Origin of the sequence: Ornithinibacillus gellani (assembly GCF_003730295.1) — a bacterium.
Taxonomy (GTDB): Bacteria; Bacillota; Bacilli; order Bacillales; family Amphibacillaceae; genus Ornithinibacillus_A; species Ornithinibacillus_A gellani.
This window is the reverse complement of sequence record NZ_QTSZ01000005.1, coordinates 73,130-91,303: the sequence shown is the minus strand read 5'-3', so window position 1 is coordinate 91,303 and position 18,174 is coordinate 73,130. Positions and strand designations below refer to the sequence as shown.

The 18,174-nt window shown below is 40.2% G+C and carries 19 protein-coding genes and 1 other annotated feature; of the genes, 9 read left to right on the top strand and 10 right to left on the bottom strand.

The features are described 5' to 3' along the window. Window positions 1-2: 2 nt before the first annotated feature. Genes hisD through hisZ form a run of 3 tightly spaced genes read right to left on the bottom strand, consistent with a single transcriptional unit; the run spans window position 3 to window position 3,208 of the window. Window positions 3-1,268: a histidinol dehydrogenase gene (gene hisD, locus DX933_RS01205; protein WP_123314650.1), complete on the bottom strand. Its 1,266-nt coding sequence runs from the start codon at window positions 1,266-1,268 to the stop codon at window positions 3-5. Then, on the bottom strand, window positions 1,265-1,897 hold the full coding sequence (gene hisG / locus DX933_RS01200; RefSeq protein ID WP_123314649.1) for an ATP phosphoribosyltransferase: 633 nt from the start codon (window positions 1,895-1,897) through the stop codon (window positions 1,265-1,267). Before hisG ends, hisD begins: the two co-directional genes overlap by 4 nt. Before the next feature lie 60 nt (window positions 1,898-1,957). Further along, window positions 1,958-3,208 (bottom strand): ATP phosphoribosyltransferase regulatory subunit, encoded by a 1,251-nt coding sequence (gene hisZ, locus DX933_RS01195; protein ID WP_123314648.1) that lies wholly within the window; start codon window positions 3,206-3,208, stop codon window positions 1,958-1,960. 171 nt (window positions 3,209-3,379) lie between these two features. On the opposite strand from hisZ, the gene DX933_RS01190 reads away from it, so the two are divergent. Next, a complete protein-coding gene (locus DX933_RS01190) occupies window positions 3,380-4,186 on the top strand; it encodes a histidinol-phosphatase HisJ family protein (protein ID WP_123314647.1) in 807 nt (268 codons plus the stop codon). A gap of 24 nt (window positions 4,187-4,210) precedes the next feature. On the opposite strand, the gene ehuA is transcribed toward DX933_RS01190, so the two are convergent. The 4 genes from ehuA to ehuB all read right to left on the bottom strand — a co-directional run bounded on the left by ehuA (window position 4,211) and on the right by ehuB (window position 7,510). After that, entirely contained in the window at window positions 4,211-5,026 is an 816-nt protein-coding gene (gene ehuA, locus DX933_RS01185) for an ectoine/hydroxyectoine ABC transporter ATP-binding protein EhuA (protein WP_123314646.1), read from the bottom strand. After that, window positions 5,026-5,736 carry an ectoine/hydroxyectoine ABC transporter permease subunit EhuD gene (ehuD, locus tag DX933_RS01180; RefSeq protein WP_123314645.1) on the bottom strand — a complete coding sequence of 237 codons (711 nt, stop codon included), beginning with the start codon at window positions 5,734-5,736 and terminating at the stop codon, window positions 5,026-5,028. The genes ehuA and ehuD overlap by 1 nt, the downstream gene beginning before the upstream one ends. After that, entirely contained in the window at window positions 5,733-6,410 is a 678-nt protein-coding gene (locus DX933_RS01175; protein WP_223805834.1) for an amino acid ABC transporter permease, read from the bottom strand. The genes ehuD and DX933_RS01175 overlap by 4 nt, the downstream gene beginning before the upstream one ends. A gap of 233 nt (window positions 6,411-6,643) precedes the next feature. Then, the gene (ehuB, locus tag DX933_RS01170; protein ID WP_123314644.1) at window positions 6,644-7,510 is read right to left on the bottom strand and encodes an ectoine/hydroxyectoine ABC transporter substrate-binding protein EhuB; all 867 of its coding nucleotides are present in this window, start codon (window positions 7,508-7,510) and stop codon (window positions 6,644-6,646) included. Between the two features lie 456 nt (window positions 7,511-7,966). On the opposite strand from ehuB, the gene DX933_RS01165 reads away from it, so the two are divergent. Next, window positions 7,967-8,944: a Gfo/Idh/MocA family protein gene (locus tag DX933_RS01165; protein WP_123314643.1), complete on the top strand. Its 978-nt coding sequence runs from the start codon at window positions 7,967-7,969 to the stop codon at window positions 8,942-8,944. 48 nt (window positions 8,945-8,992) lie between these two features. Here the strand turns inward: DX933_RS01165 and DX933_RS01160 are convergent, their stop codons facing one another. Next, window positions 8,993-9,529: a hypothetical protein gene (locus tag DX933_RS01160; RefSeq protein WP_123314642.1), complete on the bottom strand. Its 537-nt coding sequence runs from the start codon at window positions 9,527-9,529 to the stop codon at window positions 8,993-8,995. 237 nt (window positions 9,530-9,766) lie between these two features. Here DX933_RS01160 and DX933_RS01155 point away from each other — a divergent pair, with 237 nt between their 5' ends. From DX933_RS01155 to proS, 7 genes are all read left to right on the top strand, one after another. Continuing rightward, window positions 9,767-10,390 (top strand): glycerol-3-phosphate acyltransferase, encoded by a 624-nt coding sequence (locus tag DX933_RS01155; protein WP_123314641.1) that lies wholly within the window; start codon window positions 9,767-9,769, stop codon window positions 10,388-10,390. A gap of 41 nt (window positions 10,391-10,431) precedes the next feature. After that, a complete protein-coding gene (locus DX933_RS01150) occupies window positions 10,432-10,905 on the top strand; it encodes a DUF456 domain-containing protein (protein WP_123314640.1) in 474 nt (157 codons plus the stop codon). Between the two features lie 27 nt (window positions 10,906-10,932). Then, window positions 10,933-11,766 (top strand): bifunctional hydroxymethylpyrimidine kinase/phosphomethylpyrimidine kinase, encoded by an 834-nt coding sequence (gene thiD, locus DX933_RS01145; protein ID WP_123314639.1) that lies wholly within the window; start codon window positions 10,933-10,935, stop codon window positions 11,764-11,766. A 22-nt stretch (window positions 11,767-11,788) separates the two neighbouring features. Further along, the gene (locus tag DX933_RS01140) at window positions 11,789-12,076 is read left to right on the top strand and encodes a hypothetical protein (RefSeq protein WP_123314638.1); all 288 of its coding nucleotides are present in this window, start codon (window positions 11,789-11,791) and stop codon (window positions 12,074-12,076) included. 20 nt (window positions 12,077-12,096) lie between these two features. After that, window positions 12,097-12,651, top strand: a complete 555-nt coding sequence (locus DX933_RS01135; RefSeq protein WP_223805833.1) for a cysteine hydrolase family protein — start codon at window positions 12,097-12,099, stop codon at window positions 12,649-12,651. 23 nt (window positions 12,652-12,674) lie between these two features. After that, entirely contained in the window at window positions 12,675-13,205 is a 531-nt protein-coding gene (locus DX933_RS01130) for a GNAT family N-acetyltransferase (protein WP_190279368.1), read from the top strand. 58 nt (window positions 13,206-13,263) lie between these two features. Further along, window positions 13,264-13,491 (top strand) — a binding site (T-box leader). 63 nt (window positions 13,492-13,554) lie between these two features. After that, window positions 13,555-14,994 carry a proline--tRNA ligase gene (gene proS / locus DX933_RS01120; protein WP_123314634.1) on the top strand — a complete coding sequence of 480 codons (1,440 nt, stop codon included), beginning with the start codon at window positions 13,555-13,557 and terminating at the stop codon, window positions 14,992-14,994. Window positions 14,995-15,217: 223 nt separating this feature from the next. Here the strand turns inward: proS and DX933_RS01115 are convergent, their stop codons facing one another. Together DX933_RS01115 and trhO are read right to left on the bottom strand one after the other, a co-directional pair. Then, the gene (locus DX933_RS01115) at window positions 15,218-15,697 is read right to left on the bottom strand and encodes a glutathione peroxidase (protein WP_190279367.1); all 480 of its coding nucleotides are present in this window, start codon (window positions 15,695-15,697) and stop codon (window positions 15,218-15,220) included. Between the two features lie 895 nt (window positions 15,698-16,592). Further along, window positions 16,593-17,579: an oxygen-dependent tRNA uridine(34) hydroxylase TrhO gene (trhO, locus tag DX933_RS01110; protein WP_123314632.1), complete on the bottom strand. Its 987-nt coding sequence runs from the start codon at window positions 17,577-17,579 to the stop codon at window positions 16,593-16,595. Between the last annotated feature and the right edge of the window lie 595 nt (window positions 17,580-18,174).

Here is an 18,174-nt window from a genome sequence, read left to right as displayed (position 1 = left end):
TCTCATTCCTTTCTTATTCGAATAGCATTTGCATGGGCTCCTAGACCTTCTTTTTCTGCCAAGGTTATAATGGCCTCACTCGCTTGATCAAGCTGCTGTTGATTGTAACGTATAATGCTGGAACGCTTGATGAAGTCATAAACTCCGAGTGGGGAAGAGAAGGCTGCTGTACCGCTTGTTGGCAAGGTGTGGTTTGGTCCAGCCATATAATCTCCCAACGGTTCTGGTGAATAATGACCGAGAAAAATAGCACCAGCATGCCGAATATGGGTCATACCTTCTTCGGGATTATCAATCATGAGCTGTAGATGCTCAGATGCAATTTCATTAGCTGTTTCCAAAGCTTTCTTACGAGTTCCAGCAATAATGATACTTCCTTGTTTAGATATGGAAGCCCTGATAATCTCCTGACGTTCTAACAACGGGATTTGCCGCTCTACCTCCTGTTGAACAGCTTGGGCTAGTTCTGCATTCGTTGTGATGCAAATAGGTACAGCCTGTTCATCATGCTCAGCTTGGGAAAGTAGATCTGCTGCCACATAGGCTGGATTGGCTGTTTCATCAGCTACAATACATATTTCACTTGGCCCAGCAATCATATCAATCGCCACATCGCCATATACCCATTTTTTTGCACGTGCTACATATGCATTTCCTGGACCAACAATTTTGGAAACCCAGTCGATTGTTTCTGTACCATATGCAAGGGCAGCTATTGCTTGGGCGCCGCCAACTTTGTATACCTGTTTAATACCTACTGCAGCACAGGCGGCTAATACATAAGGGCTAACGGTACCATCCGAACGTGGTGGTGTTGTTACACTAATTGAGGTGACACCAGCAAGTAAGGCAGGTATAGCGTTCATAAGTACAGTGGAAGGATATGCTGCCTTTCCGCCTGGTACATAAATACCCACCCGCTCGATGGCTGTAACCTGCTGACCCAATAGAATACCAGGTTCTGGTTGGATGAACCATGACTTTTCCTTTTGTTCCCGATGGAAGGCAGTAATATTTTCTTTTGCTCGGTTTAATGCCGATAGAAAGGAAGCATCTACTTGTTTCTCAGCAGCACGCCATTCATCAGGCTGTACAGTCAGCGTCTTTAATTCGACATGGTCAAAGTCTTTTGTGTATGCATACAATGCCTCATCACCAAGCTTACGAACATTTGCGATTATTTCTAACACCGTTTTATCCAAATCTTGTTGTGCCGACATATCGGCTGTTCGATTGAGTTGAAATTGTTCTGCACGGATTATTTTCATTGATTTCCCTCCAAAATGGCTTCCAACTGCATGATAAATTGCTGGGTGGCCTTTGTTTTAGTTGCAAAACTAGCTTTATTGGCAATTAATCGCGTACTAATGGTTTCCACCTCTTCGATAATGGACAGACCATTTTCTTTAATCGTTGTGCCTGTTTCAACGATGTCGACGATTACATCTGCCATGCCTATGAGTGGTGCTAGCTCTACGGAACCATTAAGTTTAATGGTTTCAATAGGGATGTTTTTCCGTTCAAAGAATTGTGTTGCGATTACCGGGTATTTGGAAGCGACGGTTAATCTCTGCTTTCGCTTGACTGAATCACCTAGCCCGGCAACGACAAACTGGCAAGCACCAAGACCGAGATCAAGCAGTTCATAAACGTCCGCTCCCGCTTCCATAATCGTGTCTTTGCCCACAATACCAATATCTGCTGCACCAGTTTCAACATAAGTTGGAACGTCTACAGCTTTAACAAACAGAAGTCGATACTTGCCATCAGCAGATTGAAAAACAAGCTTCCTCGTTTGGTCATGAAAATCATCAAATTGGATACCTGCTTGCTCCAGTAGTGAAATGGCATCCTTAGCAATTCTACCTTTTGCTAAAGCGAGTGTCAGCATTTCCATTTATGCGCCCTCCTTGTTGAATAAAATGTGGAATATATATCGATTACATGCTGTTTACGATTAGCTTTCATTGGTAACAGAAGTCGATTGTTCCAGTCTATTTAAAAGTTCATCTATCGTCGAAAAGCTGGTAATTTTATTGGAATTGCTCCAAAGCTCGTCTGTTGTTCCAAGGAATATACGAAACTTCGCATCTATTTCTTCGTACGCATCTTGTTGGTTAGCCGGATAAGTCATTAACTTCCAGCCTTTTTTCCGTAGTGCGGTGACATATGAAATAGCTTCTTGTTGCCTGTTTGAGTCATATTGAAGCAAGATTCCGAGCTGATCTGATGGTTTTATGTTTGGGCTTACCTTTTCAAGTAATAGCTCAACATCATAAGCGAATCCTATGGCAGGTAAATGGCTTTGAAATTGTTCAGCAAGCTGATCGTAGCGGCCACCCATTAGTACCGGCTTGGCAACGGCTTCAACATAGCCTTGAAAAATAACACCAGAGTAATAATTCATATGGTTAATCAGTCCAAGGTCGATAACGATATTTTCTGATGCCCCATATAATTGAAGCAGCTGGAAAATAGCTTTTAACCGCTTCAGTCGCTCCCGCATGTTGGCTGTTGCGATAATCGCTTGGGCACGTTCTAAAACATCTTCTGGTGTACCATAAAGTAATGGTATTTCTTGAATGGCAGTTCTAATTTCCGGTTCTATATTCAAGGGTTGGAGCAGGCTTTTTATACCAGCAATGTTTTTTGCTTGAATGAGCTGTTTCAACTGTTCTTCCACTGCCGGTTTCAATGCTGCCAACTCAGCTAGTTCCTTGAAAAAACCAGCATCGCCAATTTCGATCTTAAAGCTATCAAGCTGTAAATCTTGTAAAATATCCATTGCGAGTACGAGGACCTCTGCATCTGTTTCTGGTGCATCCGGATGAAAGCATTCAATTCCTGCCTGCGTTCCTTGAACATGGCTATTTGGAATAGATTCCCCTTGGCGAAAGACATCTAATATATAGGAATAGCGTTTATTTTTTAGGTTTTTTTGATGAGCCGCATATTGTGAGATCGGAATGGTCACATCAGGTCGCAGCACAAGCACTTTCCCTGTACGGTCAATGACTTTTACCATTTCATCAGGATGAATGGTACCTTTCACATCCATGTACAATTGGTAAGGCTCTAGAATTGGTGTATGAAAAGGCTGGTAGCCATAAGTTGAAAATCTATGATTCATCATGGATATCAATTGTTCTCTCAATGGTGCATCCGATTCTTGATTCGGTTTAAATCTATCAGCTAACGGTAGCTTCATGAAAATCTCCTTCCAAACATCTTTATTACTCTATCACTTTACTACACTAAAGTTATATAATATTTTAATGGTTCGAATGGATAAAGTCAACCGTAAATTCAATTAATTTGAAATGTTTGCTATGATATGGCAGTTGATTTAGAATATGAAAAATAAAGGGGAGTGAGTCATATGTTTGATTACCATGTACATAGTGATTTTTCCGCGGATTGCGATACACCGATGGAGGAAACCATTGAACAAGCAATTGCAAATGGTTTGGAAGAAATTTGTTTTACAGAACATATCGATCTTGATTATCCAGATCCAACTATCCAATTTGAATTGGACCAGATTGGCTATGACCAAAAAATAAAACAAATGCAAAGTAAATATGCGGGAAGCATTCGAATTAAAAAAGGTGTTGAAATTGGTGTGCAGCCACATCAATTAGATGATTATCATCGGATTATTACCGAGGATTCTTTTGATTTTGTGATTTGTTCCATGCATACAACGGCTAAAAAGGATCTCCATTCCGGACATTTTTTTGAAGGGAAAACGGTGGAAGAGGCTTTTCGTCAATATTATGCAGAGCTATTATATTGTGTACAGCATTTTCAGGACTATCAGGTACTCGGTCACTTGGATTTAGTGAAACGCTATGTAAAAAGAGAAAGCAAGGATGCTTGTCACGATCTCATTGCCGAAATATTTAAGGAGATTATTCCGCTTGGAAAAGGTATTGAATTGAATACATCTGGCTATCGCTATGGATTAGATGGGGGATTGCCAAGTGTAGATATTTTAAAGTTATATCGTGATTTAGGTGGAGAAATCATTACTTTTGGGTCAGATTCGCATATTGCTTCAACGATTGGTTATCAATTAAACGAATCATTGGATTTATTGTCATCACTTGGCTTTACCCAAATTGCAACCTTCAAAAATCAACAGGTAGAAATGCATTCTATTAAAAAACTGACAGGCACCAAGTAAGATGTCTGTCAGTTTCTTTGTTTATTAGCTTCTAAACCGGTGGAGGAAGTTTTGCAATCGTTCATTTTTAGGATTTTCGATCACTTCACTTGGTGGTCCTTGCTCTGCAATAACTCCTTTGTCTAAAAATAAGACGCGATCCGCAATATCCAGGGCAAAGTCCATTTCGTGGGTTACGAGGACCATAGCCATTTCACCTTCCTTGGCTATATCACGAATGACCTCCAGTACTTCACCAACAAGCTCTGGATCCAGTGCCGATGTTACTTCGTCAAAGAGCATTACCTTTGGACGCATGACAAGTGCACGTGCCATCGCAACACGCTGCTTTTGACCACCGGAAAGCTGGCTTGGATAATTATCAATTTTATCGCCGAGTCCCACTTTTTCGAGCATTTCAATGGAACGTTGTTTGGCTGTTTGCTTATCTTCCTTCTTGACGTGAATGGGTGCAGTCATGCAATTTTCCAGAATCGTCATATGTGGAAAGAGATTAAAATGCTGAAACACCATTCCAATATCTCCACGTACTTCTCGTAAATGCTTTTCATTTGCAGGTACGAGCTTGCCATCCTTTTCCATATGCCATAAATAATTGCCATCGACAATGATTTTTCCGGAGGTTGGTTTTTCTAATGTCATCAGCATACGGATAATGGTTGTTTTTCCTGAACCACTTGGTCCAATGACGGCAACTTTTTCCGCTGGCTTTATTTCTAAATTAATCCCTTTTAAAACCTCCACATCTCCAAAGGATTTATGAACATCCAGGTATTTTACAATTGGTTCAGCGTTATTTGCTGCTGTATACTGTGTGCTTGCAGTCTCTACTTCTGCCATTATATTGCCGCTCCCTTCGTTTCTTCTAAGACATCTTTTTTATTGAAACGTTGATTCATTTTCTTTTCCAATTTATTAATTAGTATAGCAGACGGGTAGCTCAATACGAGGAATAAGATGGCCACGATGGTTAATGGCTCCAAGTATCTCCAGTATTGGGCACCATAATCATTTGCCAAGTGCAAGATCCCGACAACCCCAATGGTGGATGCCAATGGAACTTCCTTGAACATAATGATGAGATAGTTTCCTAGCATTGGTATGGTAGGTGGTATCGCCTGTGGCAGGATAACTTTCATCCATTTTTGCTTGGTTGACAAGTTCAGAGCCGTAGAAGCTTCCCATTGCCCAGGTGCAACACCTTCAATTCCAGAGCGATATACCTCGCTGATATAGGTGCTGTAATGTAAGCCAAGCCCAATCACAGCACTTGTGAACGGATCAAGCGCCACACCAACGTATGGTACAACTGGCCATGCGTAAAAGATAAAGAATAGCTGTACGAGTGGTGGTGTGGAACGAATAAATTCCATAATCCAGCGAATCACCCAATGAATTGGTTTTATTGGAATCCGGTCGGCAACGGTCCAAAAGAAACCAAATATTAAGGCAAATATATAGCAAGCAATGGTGAGCCCGACGGTGATACCTAATCCTTGAATAATCATCGGAAACGCATCAAAAAATACTTCCCAGTCCCAATTACTCATTGTACAGCCACCCCTTTCTTAGACATTTTCTCCAGCTTCTTCGTAAGTGCAATTAATGGTAACGCAAGGATGAAGTAGAACACGAGTACAAGTAGATAAATAGTTGGTCCTTGCGAAATATTTCCGCCTCGTAGGATGTTACCGTAATACAGGATATCTGTCATTCCGATCAATGCGACGAGGGAAGTGGATTTAAGCATTAAGATGAGGTAGTTTCCAAACTCTGGAAGCATCATGCGAATTGCCTGTGGTAGGATTACCAAGCGCATCCTCTGAAAACGTGACATATTCAATGCTGTAGCCGCCTCTGTTTGTCCCTCTGCTACAGAGAGAATAGAGCCGCGCACAATTTCTGACATATACGCTCCATAGTTTAATGCTATAGCGAGCACACCTGCCAGCATATCACTACCGAGATCGAAGCCAAATAACATTGGAATTGCATAATACAGCCAAAAAAGCTGTACAATCAATGAGGTTCCTCGAAATACTTCCACATAAAAACCTGTGAACTTTCGTAGTAGTACATTCTGTGACATCCTGCATAGCCCAGCGATAAATGCGAATAGATATGCAAAGATGGATGACAGAACGAGTACAACGATGGTGATTTTCATCCCCTTCATTAAGATGGGAAAGACATCAATGATTGTATCGATTAAAGTACTAATCATACTCACTCCTTTTTTAGATGTTTCAGGAAATAAAATCGGGTCTGGATCCCTTTGGTCAAGGGGCCAGACCCTACGGATTCCGATATTCAAATGAAATGGCATGTAGTGGACACGTGGAATCTTTCATCGTAGACTTGCGGTCTGACTACGTGCGCCAAATACTACCATGCACATGGTCAACGAACATTTTTAAGGGGATTTCCTTGAAAAATGTAGTTTCCTAATTTGAATGACTATTTAATTTCTCCGCTGCAAACCTTCTCTGTTGTCACATCGTCTGGAACCATATTCATTTCCTCACTAAAACCATTCTTTTCTAATAGCTCAGCAATAGTACCATCTTCTTTTAATTCTTTTAGTTTTTCATTGTATGCTTCTCTAAGCTTGTCGTTATCATGGTGGAATGCTGCAGCACCATAGCTTGGTACACCTTCCACATCGGGCTGCTCAAAGCTTTCAACAAACTCAAGTGCATCTGTATCTGCAGATTCCAAAGCCATTTTAATCGTCATTTCTGTACCAGTTGTTGCATCAGCACGACCAGATTCCACTGCCGAGAAGGTTGCTGGAATATCTGGAGCGCTTTGAATTTGATCTTCATCTACACCCTCTGATTTCAAAAATTCATTTTCAGTTGCTCCAGCCATGACAGAAACAACGACATCGGGATTATTAGCGATATCTTCATAGCTTTCTAGATTCAAAGGATTCCCTTTTTTAACAATAAGGCCTTCCCCATACATCATTTCTGGTTCACCAAAAGCTGCGTTTTCACAGCGATCCGGATTAATGGCCATTCCGGCTGTAATGACATCAAATTTCTTCGCATTAAGTCCTGGGATAAGCTGTCCAAAATCTGCTAGCTGACCCTCAACCTCATCGATTCCTAATTCTTTAAAAACAGCTTTTGCAATATCAACAGCAGCCCCTTTTAATTCGCCATCCTCCTGATATGCATAAGGCTTCTCATTGGCAAAGCCTACGGTAACCTTTCCTTCATCTTGCAATGTCCCAAGCAGATCATCATCACTTGAACCGCATGCTGCAAGTAAAAAGAATGAAACTCCTAAAACCAAAGTGAAAATTAACTTCTTCTTCATCTAAAAAAAAGACCTCCCTCTATTTCAGTCGCCAGTAAAAAAGAGTATTCAAAAGGAGGTGAAAAGTACTAGCCAATCACCTGACACTTTGAAAGACCTCTTAAAGCAGACTTATTATTATCCTATCTGTAATCAATTTCCAGTTCAAACGGCGTAAAATCGGATAATTCGCATTTAAAATCGATATACTTGCATCTCATTCGTTAGGCTACTTTATCCAAAAACATGCTAGCTTATCATGCTATTTACTCGTGAATGCCCAGAAATGGGGAAAACTACCACTACCTGAATGAACATGATATAGTGAAATGGAAAAAGGATGAGAAGATAGGTAGGAGGAATCATAAAGCTATTTTTATAGTCTTCTTTTCATAGATTTATCTACCTTTCGGGTTATTTGTAGATGTGAGGAAGCGATTTAAAAATGACAGACTAGGGGAAGGGGAAAGGATAAAGATGAGATTTGCAACAATTGGGACAAGCTGGATTACAGAAAGTTTTATCAAAGCTACAAAAAATACAGGTCTAGCGGAACTTACAGCGGTTTATTCACGTGATGTGGAAAAGGCACAGCAATTTGCTGCGAAGCATGGTGCAAAGCTTGCCTATGATCAATTAGACGAAATGCTGGAGGAAGATGTGGATTTTGTCTATATTGCTTCCCCAAATAGCTTACATGTGACCCATGCGCTGACGTGCTTGGAACACGGGAAGCATGTTTTTTGCGAGAAGCCATTGGCACTGACTGTAGAGCAAATTGATAAGTTGCAGCAGAAGGCAGAAGAGAAGCAATTGTATATTTTCGAAGGATATCGTCATTTGTATTCTCCAAACTATCAACGATTGAAGGAGCAGCTTGCAAAGATTGGTCCATTACGCAGTGTGTTCCTGCAATACATCCAATATTCTTCAAAGTATGATGCTTTTTTAGACGGGCATCAGCCAAACGTATTTTCTCCTACATTTGCTGGTGGCGCTTTAATGGATCTTGGTGTGTATCCGTTAAGTATGGCAATTGATTTATTTGGTGAACCAAATGAGGTAGATTACCGTGCTGTGAAGCTTTCAAGTGGGGTAGACGGCAGTGGTACACTTATCTTAACCTATGATGCGTTTCAGGTTACGGTGATGTGTTCTAAAATTGCTCAAGCTACAATACCGTCTGAATTTCATGGAGAAGCAGGGACATTGACCATTGATCACATTGCGCCCATTGAGTCAATTTTACATTGGGACCGTCTAACCGGTGAATCGAAGGAATGGGCAGGAGAACAGCTGGAATTAGATATGGTATATGAATTACAAGCATTCCACAGCATGGTGACACAACGTGACGATGCTTCCAATACAGCATGGCTGGAAAGAAGTCGCATCGTTGCAGCATGCACTGAAAAAGCACGGAAACAAGCCGGAATAGAACTTCAACAAGGTTAACATAAAGTAAATATCCGCCGGTAGAACCGGCGGATATTTACTTCATAACTAATCTTTTTTAATTTCTTTTAAAGTAGACGTGAATTTTTCTCCAAATGTCTCTTGACTGTATAAACCTTGAATACCTTCAATGTTTACTTGATATTTACCGTTTTCCTCTTTAACTTTTGAGTTCCCATTCACCTCATAATAGTAGTCCCCATTTTTTTCAAGGAACAATAAATAAGATTCTCCAACACTTACAAACTCAAGAGCCTGATCCAAAACTACAGTACTTGAAATATCTACGGAGTTTCGGCTATCATATAAAAGTTTGTTTATTTTTAGTGTTGCTAATTTTGCATTAGGTTCTTCCTCACTTACTTTTTTATCTTCAACAGATTCGACAGTTACAAAGGCAACTAAGTCTGCTCTTTCGTTTATAATTTTATTAAAATTATAAACGGGCCAATCAGCATGAGCTTCGGGACTATATTGAGGTGTATTAGCTGAACTTCCTTTCATGCTATCTGTACTCAAAATAGCAATAACTGTTCCGACGGTGAAAAAAGCTATTAAGGTTACTGAAATAAATGTTTTTTTCATTTTTAACCCTCCTCTTATCTCATATTTTGAATATCAGTGATATCATGTGATTGTGGTTTATAAATAGTATTTTTATTTCGCTCATAGCTCATAATTATAATTATACAAGAATTATCAAAATCCCTTTATTTTTCCAAAAAAATAGGGCTTTATTACTATTAATAATTGGAAGAACAAAAGGAAGTTTCACTTTATCGTTGAATATTATAAGTTATAATGAAGCAAGGGGGGAGCGTCATGTATGTACTCATGATTTGCGTAATCGGTTATGTATTTGGCTGCTTACATGGGTCGCAGCTTGTAGGCAAATATAAGAAAATAAATATAAAGCAAGCGGGAGTAAAAAATGCTGGGGCATCCAATACAACCATCTTACTAGGCTGGAAGTATGGCATTCTCGTTGCACTCATTGATATTTTTAAAGGAACAGCGTCCATTCTAGTCGTGTTATTTTTAATGAAAGAACAAGGGATAACCGGTGAAGAACAAATTTTACTTATTTATGTGAATGCCCTTTTTATTATACTTGGACATAATTATCCGATTACGATGAAATTCGGTGGAGGTAAAGGTACTGCTTCACTTGTAGGTATCCTGTTAGCGATTGATTGGAAAATTGCTTTAATTGGTATCGGAATACTATTATTATTTACAATCGCTACAGATTATTTAGTCATTGGCGTCTTGTTTATGTATCTTTCTTTTTTGGTGACAACGTACATTTTCTTTGGTGTAGAACCTGCGCTAGTAGTTGTGTTCCTGTCTTTGCTTAGTATTTGGAAACATATGGATAATTATAAACGTATTGTCCATAGACAGGAGAAGAAGCTTTCAAGTATGTTTAAGAAAAAGGTAGGCTAAGCTGATATGAATCAAATCTTTGAATTTGAGGGAGGACTTCCATGGCAGACATGCTTTTATGGATATTAATTATTGTTTTATTTATTGGCAGTTTTGTTGGGCTGCTGTTTCCAATTATTCCATCTTCTTTATTGTTGTGGGTAGGCTTTTTACTGTATCATTTTATTATCGGACATATTGGTACCACCTTTTGGATTGCCATGATTGTGTTTACCATTTTTCTGTTCGGCGCAGACATTTTAGCCAATCGTTACTTTGTAAAGCGGTTTGGTGGCAGTGTATGGGGGGAACGAATAGCGGCAATTGCTGTGATTATCGGTTCTTTTATCATACCGCCATTCGGAATTATTATTATTCCCTTTGCAGCTGTACTGGTGACGGAAATGATTCAAGAAAGAACAATGAATGAGGCAATCCGAGCTTCTATTGGTTCATTATTTGGTTTTTTGGGTGGAACGTTTGCCAAAGCAGTCATTCAGGTTATCATGATAATATGGTTCTTGATAGCTATTTAATATTTTGGAAAGAAGGAATTGAAGACGATGAACTATCCATCACGTGTCATCACAATTGCAGGATCTGCCGCAGGAGGTAGTGCAGGTATTCAAGCAGACTTGAAGACCTTTCAGGAATTAGATGTTTATGGAATGAGTGTCGTGACGGCAATTGTCGGGCGCCACCCAACAACAGATCGTAATGTCCATCCCATGACATTAGAGGCAATCGAAGCACAATTTGTGACCGCCATGAGGCAAGTAGGTGCAGACGCTTTAAAAACAGGCATGTTGTTTTCCAAGGAAGTAATCGAAACGACTGCAAAGCTTCTCAAGTCTGCCTCGATTGAACAAATTGTTGTCGACCCGGTGATGGTTGGGAAACTGGATTCAAAGCTTTTAGAAGATGATGCCATTGAAGCGTTACAAAAGCAGTTGATTCCGTTGGCTACAATTATTACACCGAATATGCCCGAAGCATCCTTCCTATTGGGAGATAGAAAGCTGGAAAAAGTAGCAGACCTTGTACAAGCGGCAAAGGATTTACATCAATATGGTGCATCTTACGTGCTTGTGAAAGGCGGAAGATTGGATGGTCCAGCTATAGATGTTTTATATGATGGAGAACATGTAACGACATTCGAAGCTCCGCGTATTGACACGGTTCATACGAGTGGGGCAGGCTGCTCCTATTCTGCAGCAATAGCCGCCTATTTAGCAAAAGGTATTCCTGTAGTAAATGCCGTACAATTGGCTAAAAGCTATGTTACTACGGCTATCGCCCATGGTTTTTCTTATACAGATGCGGTTGGACCAACAGACCATGCTGCGTTAAGAAATTATGGGGAAGCATATCCGATTAAAGTAGAACAAATTGATTAAACAATAGAGAGGAGGGACGTACATGGAGCATGAACATGACCACCGCCATGCCACCATTAGCGTGGCTGAAAAGGAAGACTTACTCGGATTGATTCACATGCGTTTTGGTCAGGTACCAGCTAGCGTGAGAGAAAAAATCATGGCAATTGATCATCTGGATGTATTAGACCGACTCTTTTTAATTGCTGTGAACGCAGCCAACTGGGATGTATTTGAAGCTGAATTAAATGAAGGAAAAGATTCATTTAAAATTACTGGGGATGGGTTCGACCCACTTGCAGAAAAGCGCGGCAACCAGTCCGATCAGTAAAACAGGGGATGGTGTGTAACTTGGTAAAAAAGGCGTTAATTAATATTGATTATACCGTTGATTTTGTCGCGGATGAAGGTAAATTAACTTGTGGAAAGCCAGGACAGGAACTAGAAAACTATATAGCTGATTTAACAGAAACCTTTCTTCAGGACGGTGACTTCGTTGCATTGGCAATAGATGCCCATACAGAAGGGGATACCCATCATCCAGAATCAAAGCTGTTTCCGCCACATAACATTATCGGAACAGCTGGCAGAACATTGTATGGTCGCCTGGAAGAAATTTATCAAACACATCACGATAATTCATTACTCTATTATTTTGACAAAACCCGATATAGTGCATTTGCTGGGACGGATTTGGAATTACGTCTACGGGAAAGAGGCATCCAGGAAATCCATTTAGTCGGTGTATGTACGGATATTTGTATTTTACATACTGCCGTTGATGCATATAACAAAGGCTTTCAGATAGTCGTTCATGAATCTGGTGTTGCTAGCTTTAACCAAGCTGGTCATGAATGGGCATTGGGTCATTTTAAACATACATTAGGAGCAACGATTGTTTCGTAAGAGAATGAATGGAGGGGAAGGAATTGCTACAACAGCATGAGAAAGTAAGCTGCGAGGGATTTATCATTCGCCATGCAGAACTGGCAGAAACGGATATCGTGTTGGATATGCAAGTGGAAGCTGCTAGGCGACTGATGGAAAAAGGGATTTCCCAATGGGAATATCTGCTGAAAAATGATACCCGCGAAGAAACAATTGCAGCAATCACAGCAGGTATGATGATGATCGTATTGGATCAGCATGGGCAAGCAGCAGCTTCCTTCCAGCTTTCCGACCAGCCATCTGAATGGGATGTTGAACTATGGGGAAAGGATGGAAAAGCTGCCTGTTATTTACATCGCTTTGTCGTACATTCCGACTTTCAAAAAAAACAGCTAGGTCTGAAACTATTACGCTGGTTAAAACAGTACACGAAGCAGCATGGAGTGAAACTACGCTTGGATTGCATTCAGGATAATGCTGTTCTCAATGCCTATTATCAGGCGAATGGCTTCACCTACCAGGGGAATGCGGCCGTTTCTGGAACGTTATTTTCCCTTTATGAGGCGGAATGAAGAGGCTTAATCTTGACTTCATTGCCGTCCCGATATATATTTTAACTACAACATCTATATGTAAACGTTGAAAAGGATTAGTACGTATTCATGGTCTCTCTCAGAGAGGAAAGGCTTGCTGTAACTTTCCAGAGACATGCTGCGGAACCTGCCTTGGAGTTTCGCTGTCGATGGTATGTGCCAAAAGACGAGCGCGGTTTAGATACCGTTATCAAAGGAAAGTGTGCACGGCTTAGCAATCACAGCCTGCAAACAAGGGTGGTACCACCAGACCTAGGTCCCTTTTTGATGGAAGGGTCTTTTTTTATGCAAAAAATCAATTGATGAAATATAGAAAAGGGTGTTTAGAATGGGCAAAAATAATAAACAATTTGTTGAAAAAGTAACTGCCATGGAGGATGATTTTGCACAATGGTACACGGACGTGGTGAAACAGGCGGAGCTGGTTGATTACGGGACTGTTCGAGGAACCATGATTATTCGTCCGTACGGTTATGCGATTTGGGAAGCAATTCGCGATGAATTGGATCGAAAAATTAAAGAAACAGGTCATTCCAACGTTTATTTCCCACTGTTCATTCCGGAAAGCTTATTGCAGAAGGAAAAGGATCATGTGGAAGGCTTTGCACCTGAAGTGGCATGGGTAACCCATGGCGGTGAGGAAGAACTACATGAGCGTCTCGTTGTACGTCCTACTTCCGAAGTATTATTCTGTGAGTACTATTCCAACAATATTCACTCCTATCGTGACCTGCCAATGCTGTATAATCAATGGGCAAACGTGGTCCGCTGGGAAAAAACAACACGTCCATTCTTACGCTCTCTTGAGTTCCTATGGCAGGAAGGGCATACTGCACATGCGACAGATGAAGAGGCAGCTGAAGAAACCAATCGGATGCTGGAAATGTATGCAGACGTGGTTGAAAATGAACTAGCTATTCCAGTTCTACGTGGTAAAAAAACGGAAAAAGAAAAGTTCGCCGGCGCCAAATATACCCTCACTATTGAAACGTTAATGCATGATGGTCGTGCGCTTCAATCAGGAACATCCCATCACTTCGGGTCAGGATTTGCTGAGGCATTTGATATTACCTATTTAGATAAAAATGGGAAACAGCAATATGTCCACCAGACGTCTTGGGGAATTACGACTAGAATTATCGGCGCGTTGATTATGGTTCATGGTGATAACCGTGGTTTGGTTATTCCTCCACGAATCGCACCGACACAAGCGATGATTGTGCCGATTGCACAGCATAAAGAAGGCGTACTTGATAAAGCCTATGATTTACGTGACAAGTTAAAAAATCTGATTCGTGTAGATATTGATGCAAGTGATAAAATGCCCGGCTGGAAATTCAATGAGTATGAAATGAAGGGAATTCCAGTTCGAATTGAGATGGGACCACGCGATATTGAAAAGAATCAAGTTGTCCTCGCGAGAAGAGATACAGGTGAAAAAGAATTCGTTTCTATCGATGATCTGGAAGTTCGTCTTCCAGCATTATTGGAAGAGATTCAACAGGATCTATTCGATAAAGCATTTGCGCACCGTGAAATGATGACAAACGTTGCTGCTGATATGGATGAGTTTAAACAAACGCTTGATGAAAAATCAGGCTTTATCAAAGCCATGTGGTGTGGAGATACAGCATGTGAAGAGAAAATTAAAGAAGAAACATCTGCAACATCCCGGTGTATTCCATTTGAACAGGAGAAGGTTTCAGAAACCTGTGTATGCTGTGGAAAAGAAGCAAAAGAATTGGTCTATTGGGCAAGAGCCTACTAAAATGATTCTAAAACAAACATGCAGACCGAGAATCCGTAACGTGGATCCCGGGTCTGCATGTTTGTTGTTGATCACAGATTAACTGGCTGTAAGCCCCCACTTCCAGCATTTTTGATGATAACCAGAATTGTAAGTGGGAGATCAACAGCCAGTAAAGGCCTGATTCGTTCAATTAACAATCGGTGGAGGTAGTGCGAAAACCCCCACTGATTGAAGTTTCACTTTATTTTTGTAATGCTTTTTCAATATCTTCTTTCAGCTGTTCCGGCTTGGTTTGCGGAGCATATCGATTAATAACCTCGCCATCCTTACCGATTAGAAACTTGGTAAAGTTCCATTTGATTTGCTTTGTAATGAATCCCTTCGCTTCCCACGTAAGATACTGAAAAAGTGGATGAGCACGTTCTCCTTTTACATCTACTTTGGAAAACATCGGAAAGGAAACACCATAATTTTGCTGACAAAAAGACTCAATTTCCTCATCGGAACCTGGGTCCTGATTGGCAAATTGATTGCAAGGAAAGCCAAGAATTTCAAAGCCATTATGATGAAAACTATCATAAAGTGCTTGCAATCCTTCCAGCTGTGGTGTGAACCCACATTTGCTCGCAGTATTGACAATCAGCAATACTTTTCCTCTGTAATCAGATAATGATTGGTCGTGACCTGAAATCGTTTTTGCAGAAAATTGATAAATCCCCACAAGCATCCTCCTTTTGAAATATCATTATTCCTTATGAAGACAAGACTGTCTCTAATCGTCAAGAATTTGGATGAAAAGTACAGAGAATGAAGCGCGCAAAGCAGTGAACAAAATCAGTGGGTAAGCATAGAAAACTAAACGCAAGTCAGTGAACCGTCAAAAAATCAGTGGGTGAACGAGTAAAACTAAACGAAAGCCGTCGAACCGTCAAGAAAACAGTGGGTAAGTATAGAAAACTAAACGAAAGCCATCGAACCGTCAAAAAATCATCGGGTAAGTATAGAAAACTAAACGCAAGTCAGTGAACCGTCAAGAAAACAGTGGGTAAGTATAGAAAACTAAACGAAAGCCATCGAACCGTCAAAATCAGTGGGTGAGTATAGAAAACTAAACGAAAGCCATCGAACCGTCAAAAAATCAGCGAGTAAGTATAGAAAACTAAACGAAAGTCAGCGAACCGTCAAAAAATCATTGAGTAAGTATAGAAAACTAAACGAAAGTCAGCGAACCGTCAAAAAAACATCGGGTAAGCATAGAAAACTAAACGCAAGTCAGTGAACCGTCAAAAAATCATTGAGCGAGCATAGAAAACTAAACGAAAGTCATCGAACCGTCAAAAAATCAGTGGGTAAGTATAGAAAACTAAACGCAAGTCGTCGAACCGTCAAAAAAACAGCGGGTGAACGAGTAAAACTAAACGAAAGTCATCGAACCGTCAAAAAATCAGCATAAAAACAGCAAACTTTAAACGAAGATCTCGATTCATATTTTTACGCATCTTTACTTTGGTTTCAGTTTAGCCTGCCACATTTGTGAAGTCAAACGATGTATGGTTATACGATTTTCAATATATAAAAAGCACGCTACCTGCTTCCGGTAGCGTGCTCGTTCTATTTTAAGCTTCTTGTTTTATATTAGCAGTATCTGTATCTTGTTCGAGTGCATCCAAACGTGCCTGAACTTCCTCGGTTGAAAGATTATGTTCTTTCACATACATATTGCGTGGGCTGACACGGCATTCGTGGGAACAACCACGCAAATATTTATGTTCATTTTCCTCAGAGCATAAAATTTGTCGGTTACATTCAGGGTTTGCACAGTTAACATATCGTTCACAAGGCTGTCCATCAAAATAGTCAACCCCAACAATAACATGTTCCTTTTGGTTAACTGGTACGGAAATTCGCTCATCGAATACGTAGCATTTTCCATCCCAAAGTTCCCCTTGAACTTCAGGGTCTTTTCCGTAAGTAACAATACCACCGTGAAGCTGGGCCACATCTTCAAAGCCTTCTTTAACCAGCCATCCGGAGAACTTTTCACAACGGATTCCGCCAGTACAGTAGGTTAAAATGCGCTTACCTTCAATTAAATGGCGATTTTCCCTCACCCAATCCGGCAACTCTCGGAACGTTTCAATATCTGGACGAATCGCACCACGAAAATGACCAAGATCAAATTCATAATCATTACGGGCATCCAATACGACTGTGTTTTCATCTTGTAAAGCTGCAAAAAAATCTTTTGGCTCTAAATATTGTCCAGTCGTTTCCAGTGGATTGATGTCATCTTCTAATCGAAGTGTAACCAATTCTTTTCGAGGGCGTACATGCATTTTTTTGAATGCATGGCCATCATGTGCATCCACTTTGAATACCATATCGGCAAAACGCGCATCGTTATGCATGGAATCCATATACTTTTGTGTCTGTTCCATTGTTCCAGAAACAGTACCGTTAATCCCTTCATGTGCGACAAGGATTCTTCCTTTTAATTCAAGATCCTTACAGAACTGTAAATGTTCCGTAGCGAATGCTTCCGGATCCTCAATATGCACATAGTTGTAATACAATAAAACCTGATAATCCTGTTTACTTTCCAATCTGTTTACCACCTGTCATTTTGTATTTGCAAGATACAAATGTTTGGGGTTTATTTCAAATTCATATTCTTGCACAAGAGTAATTATAGCAAGGTTTAAACGGGATTTCAAAAAAAATTCTTCTATCATTATTAAGTTGTTTAGTATTTGTAATGGCCAGTCAATCATTTACGTTAATATCAACGGTAATTTCGTCAAAAAATTATCCACCAATATAAACCTGTATCTTCCAAAGTTCTGATGATGGAAACAATACTGTGGAACGAGCATGTCCATAAATTTTATCATCAAGAGGGGATAATGCTTCATCTTTGAATGTTATTGGGTTTATCGTGTTCTTTTTATCACCTTGTTTAAATGCTTTTACTTCCCATTCTTTGTAGGAAAAATCTTCTGTTCCCCAAAAAATGCCACATCCATTTCTGGCCTTCTTCTGTAAGCAATTTGATTCTAATTATAAACCATTGAAAAAAACTATTCTCCAGTTTTTACAAATACGGAAAATAGTTTGGTATCCTATCGGTCTATGGATGCTTCCCGAATAATGACTAGTCATTTATAGCATGAAAATGGGTGAATCTGGAATAGGAACTTC

What these genes read in the sequence shown, in the direction of transcription:
- DX933_RS01165 (WP_123314643.1), top strand. Translation starts at nt 7,967, where the DNA reads ATGAGATTTGCAACAATTGGGACAAGCTGGATTACAGAAAGTTTTATC.
- DX933_RS01140 (WP_123314638.1), top strand. Translation starts at nt 11,789, where the DNA reads ATGGAGCATGAACATGACCACCGCCATGCCACCATTAGCGTGGCTGAA.
- ehuB (WP_123314644.1), bottom strand. Translation starts at nt 7,510, where the DNA reads ATGAAGAAGAAGTTAATTTTCACTTTGGTTTTAGGAGTTTCATTCTTT.
- hisZ (WP_123314648.1), bottom strand. Translation starts at nt 3,208, where the DNA reads ATGAAGCTACCGTTAGCTGATAGATTTAAACCGAATCAAGAATCGGAT.
- hisD (WP_123314650.1), bottom strand. Translation starts at nt 1,268, where the DNA reads ATGAAAATAATCCGTGCAGAACAATTTCAACTCAATCGAACAGCCGAT.
- ehuA (WP_123314646.1), bottom strand. Translation starts at nt 5,026, where the DNA reads ATGGCAGAAGTAGAGACTGCAAGCACACAGTATACAGCAGCAAATAAC.
- DX933_RS01150 (WP_123314640.1), top strand. Translation starts at nt 10,432, where the DNA reads ATGGCAGACATGCTTTTATGGATATTAATTATTGTTTTATTTATTGGC.
- DX933_RS01190 (WP_123314647.1), top strand. Translation starts at nt 3,380, where the DNA reads ATGTTTGATTACCATGTACATAGTGATTTTTCCGCGGATTGCGATACA.
- DX933_RS01175 (WP_223805834.1), bottom strand. Translation starts at nt 6,410, where the DNA reads ATGATTAGTACTTTAATCGATACAATCATTGATGTCTTTCCCATCTTA.
- DX933_RS01160 (WP_123314642.1), bottom strand. Translation starts at nt 9,529, where the DNA reads ATGAAAAAAACATTTATTTCAGTAACCTTAATAGCTTTTTTCACCGTC.
- hisG (WP_123314649.1), bottom strand. Translation starts at nt 1,897, where the DNA reads ATGGAAATGCTGACACTCGCTTTAGCAAAAGGTAGAATTGCTAAGGAT.
- thiD (WP_123314639.1), top strand. Translation starts at nt 10,933, where the DNA reads ATGAACTATCCATCACGTGTCATCACAATTGCAGGATCTGCCGCAGGA.
- ehuD (WP_123314645.1), bottom strand. Translation starts at nt 5,736, where the DNA reads ATGAGTAATTGGGACTGGGAAGTATTTTTTGATGCGTTTCCGATGATT.
- DX933_RS01155 (WP_123314641.1), top strand. Translation starts at nt 9,767, where the DNA reads ATGTATGTACTCATGATTTGCGTAATCGGTTATGTATTTGGCTGCTTA.
- proS (WP_123314634.1), top strand. Translation starts at nt 13,555, where the DNA reads ATGGGCAAAAATAATAAACAATTTGTTGAAAAAGTAACTGCCATGGAG.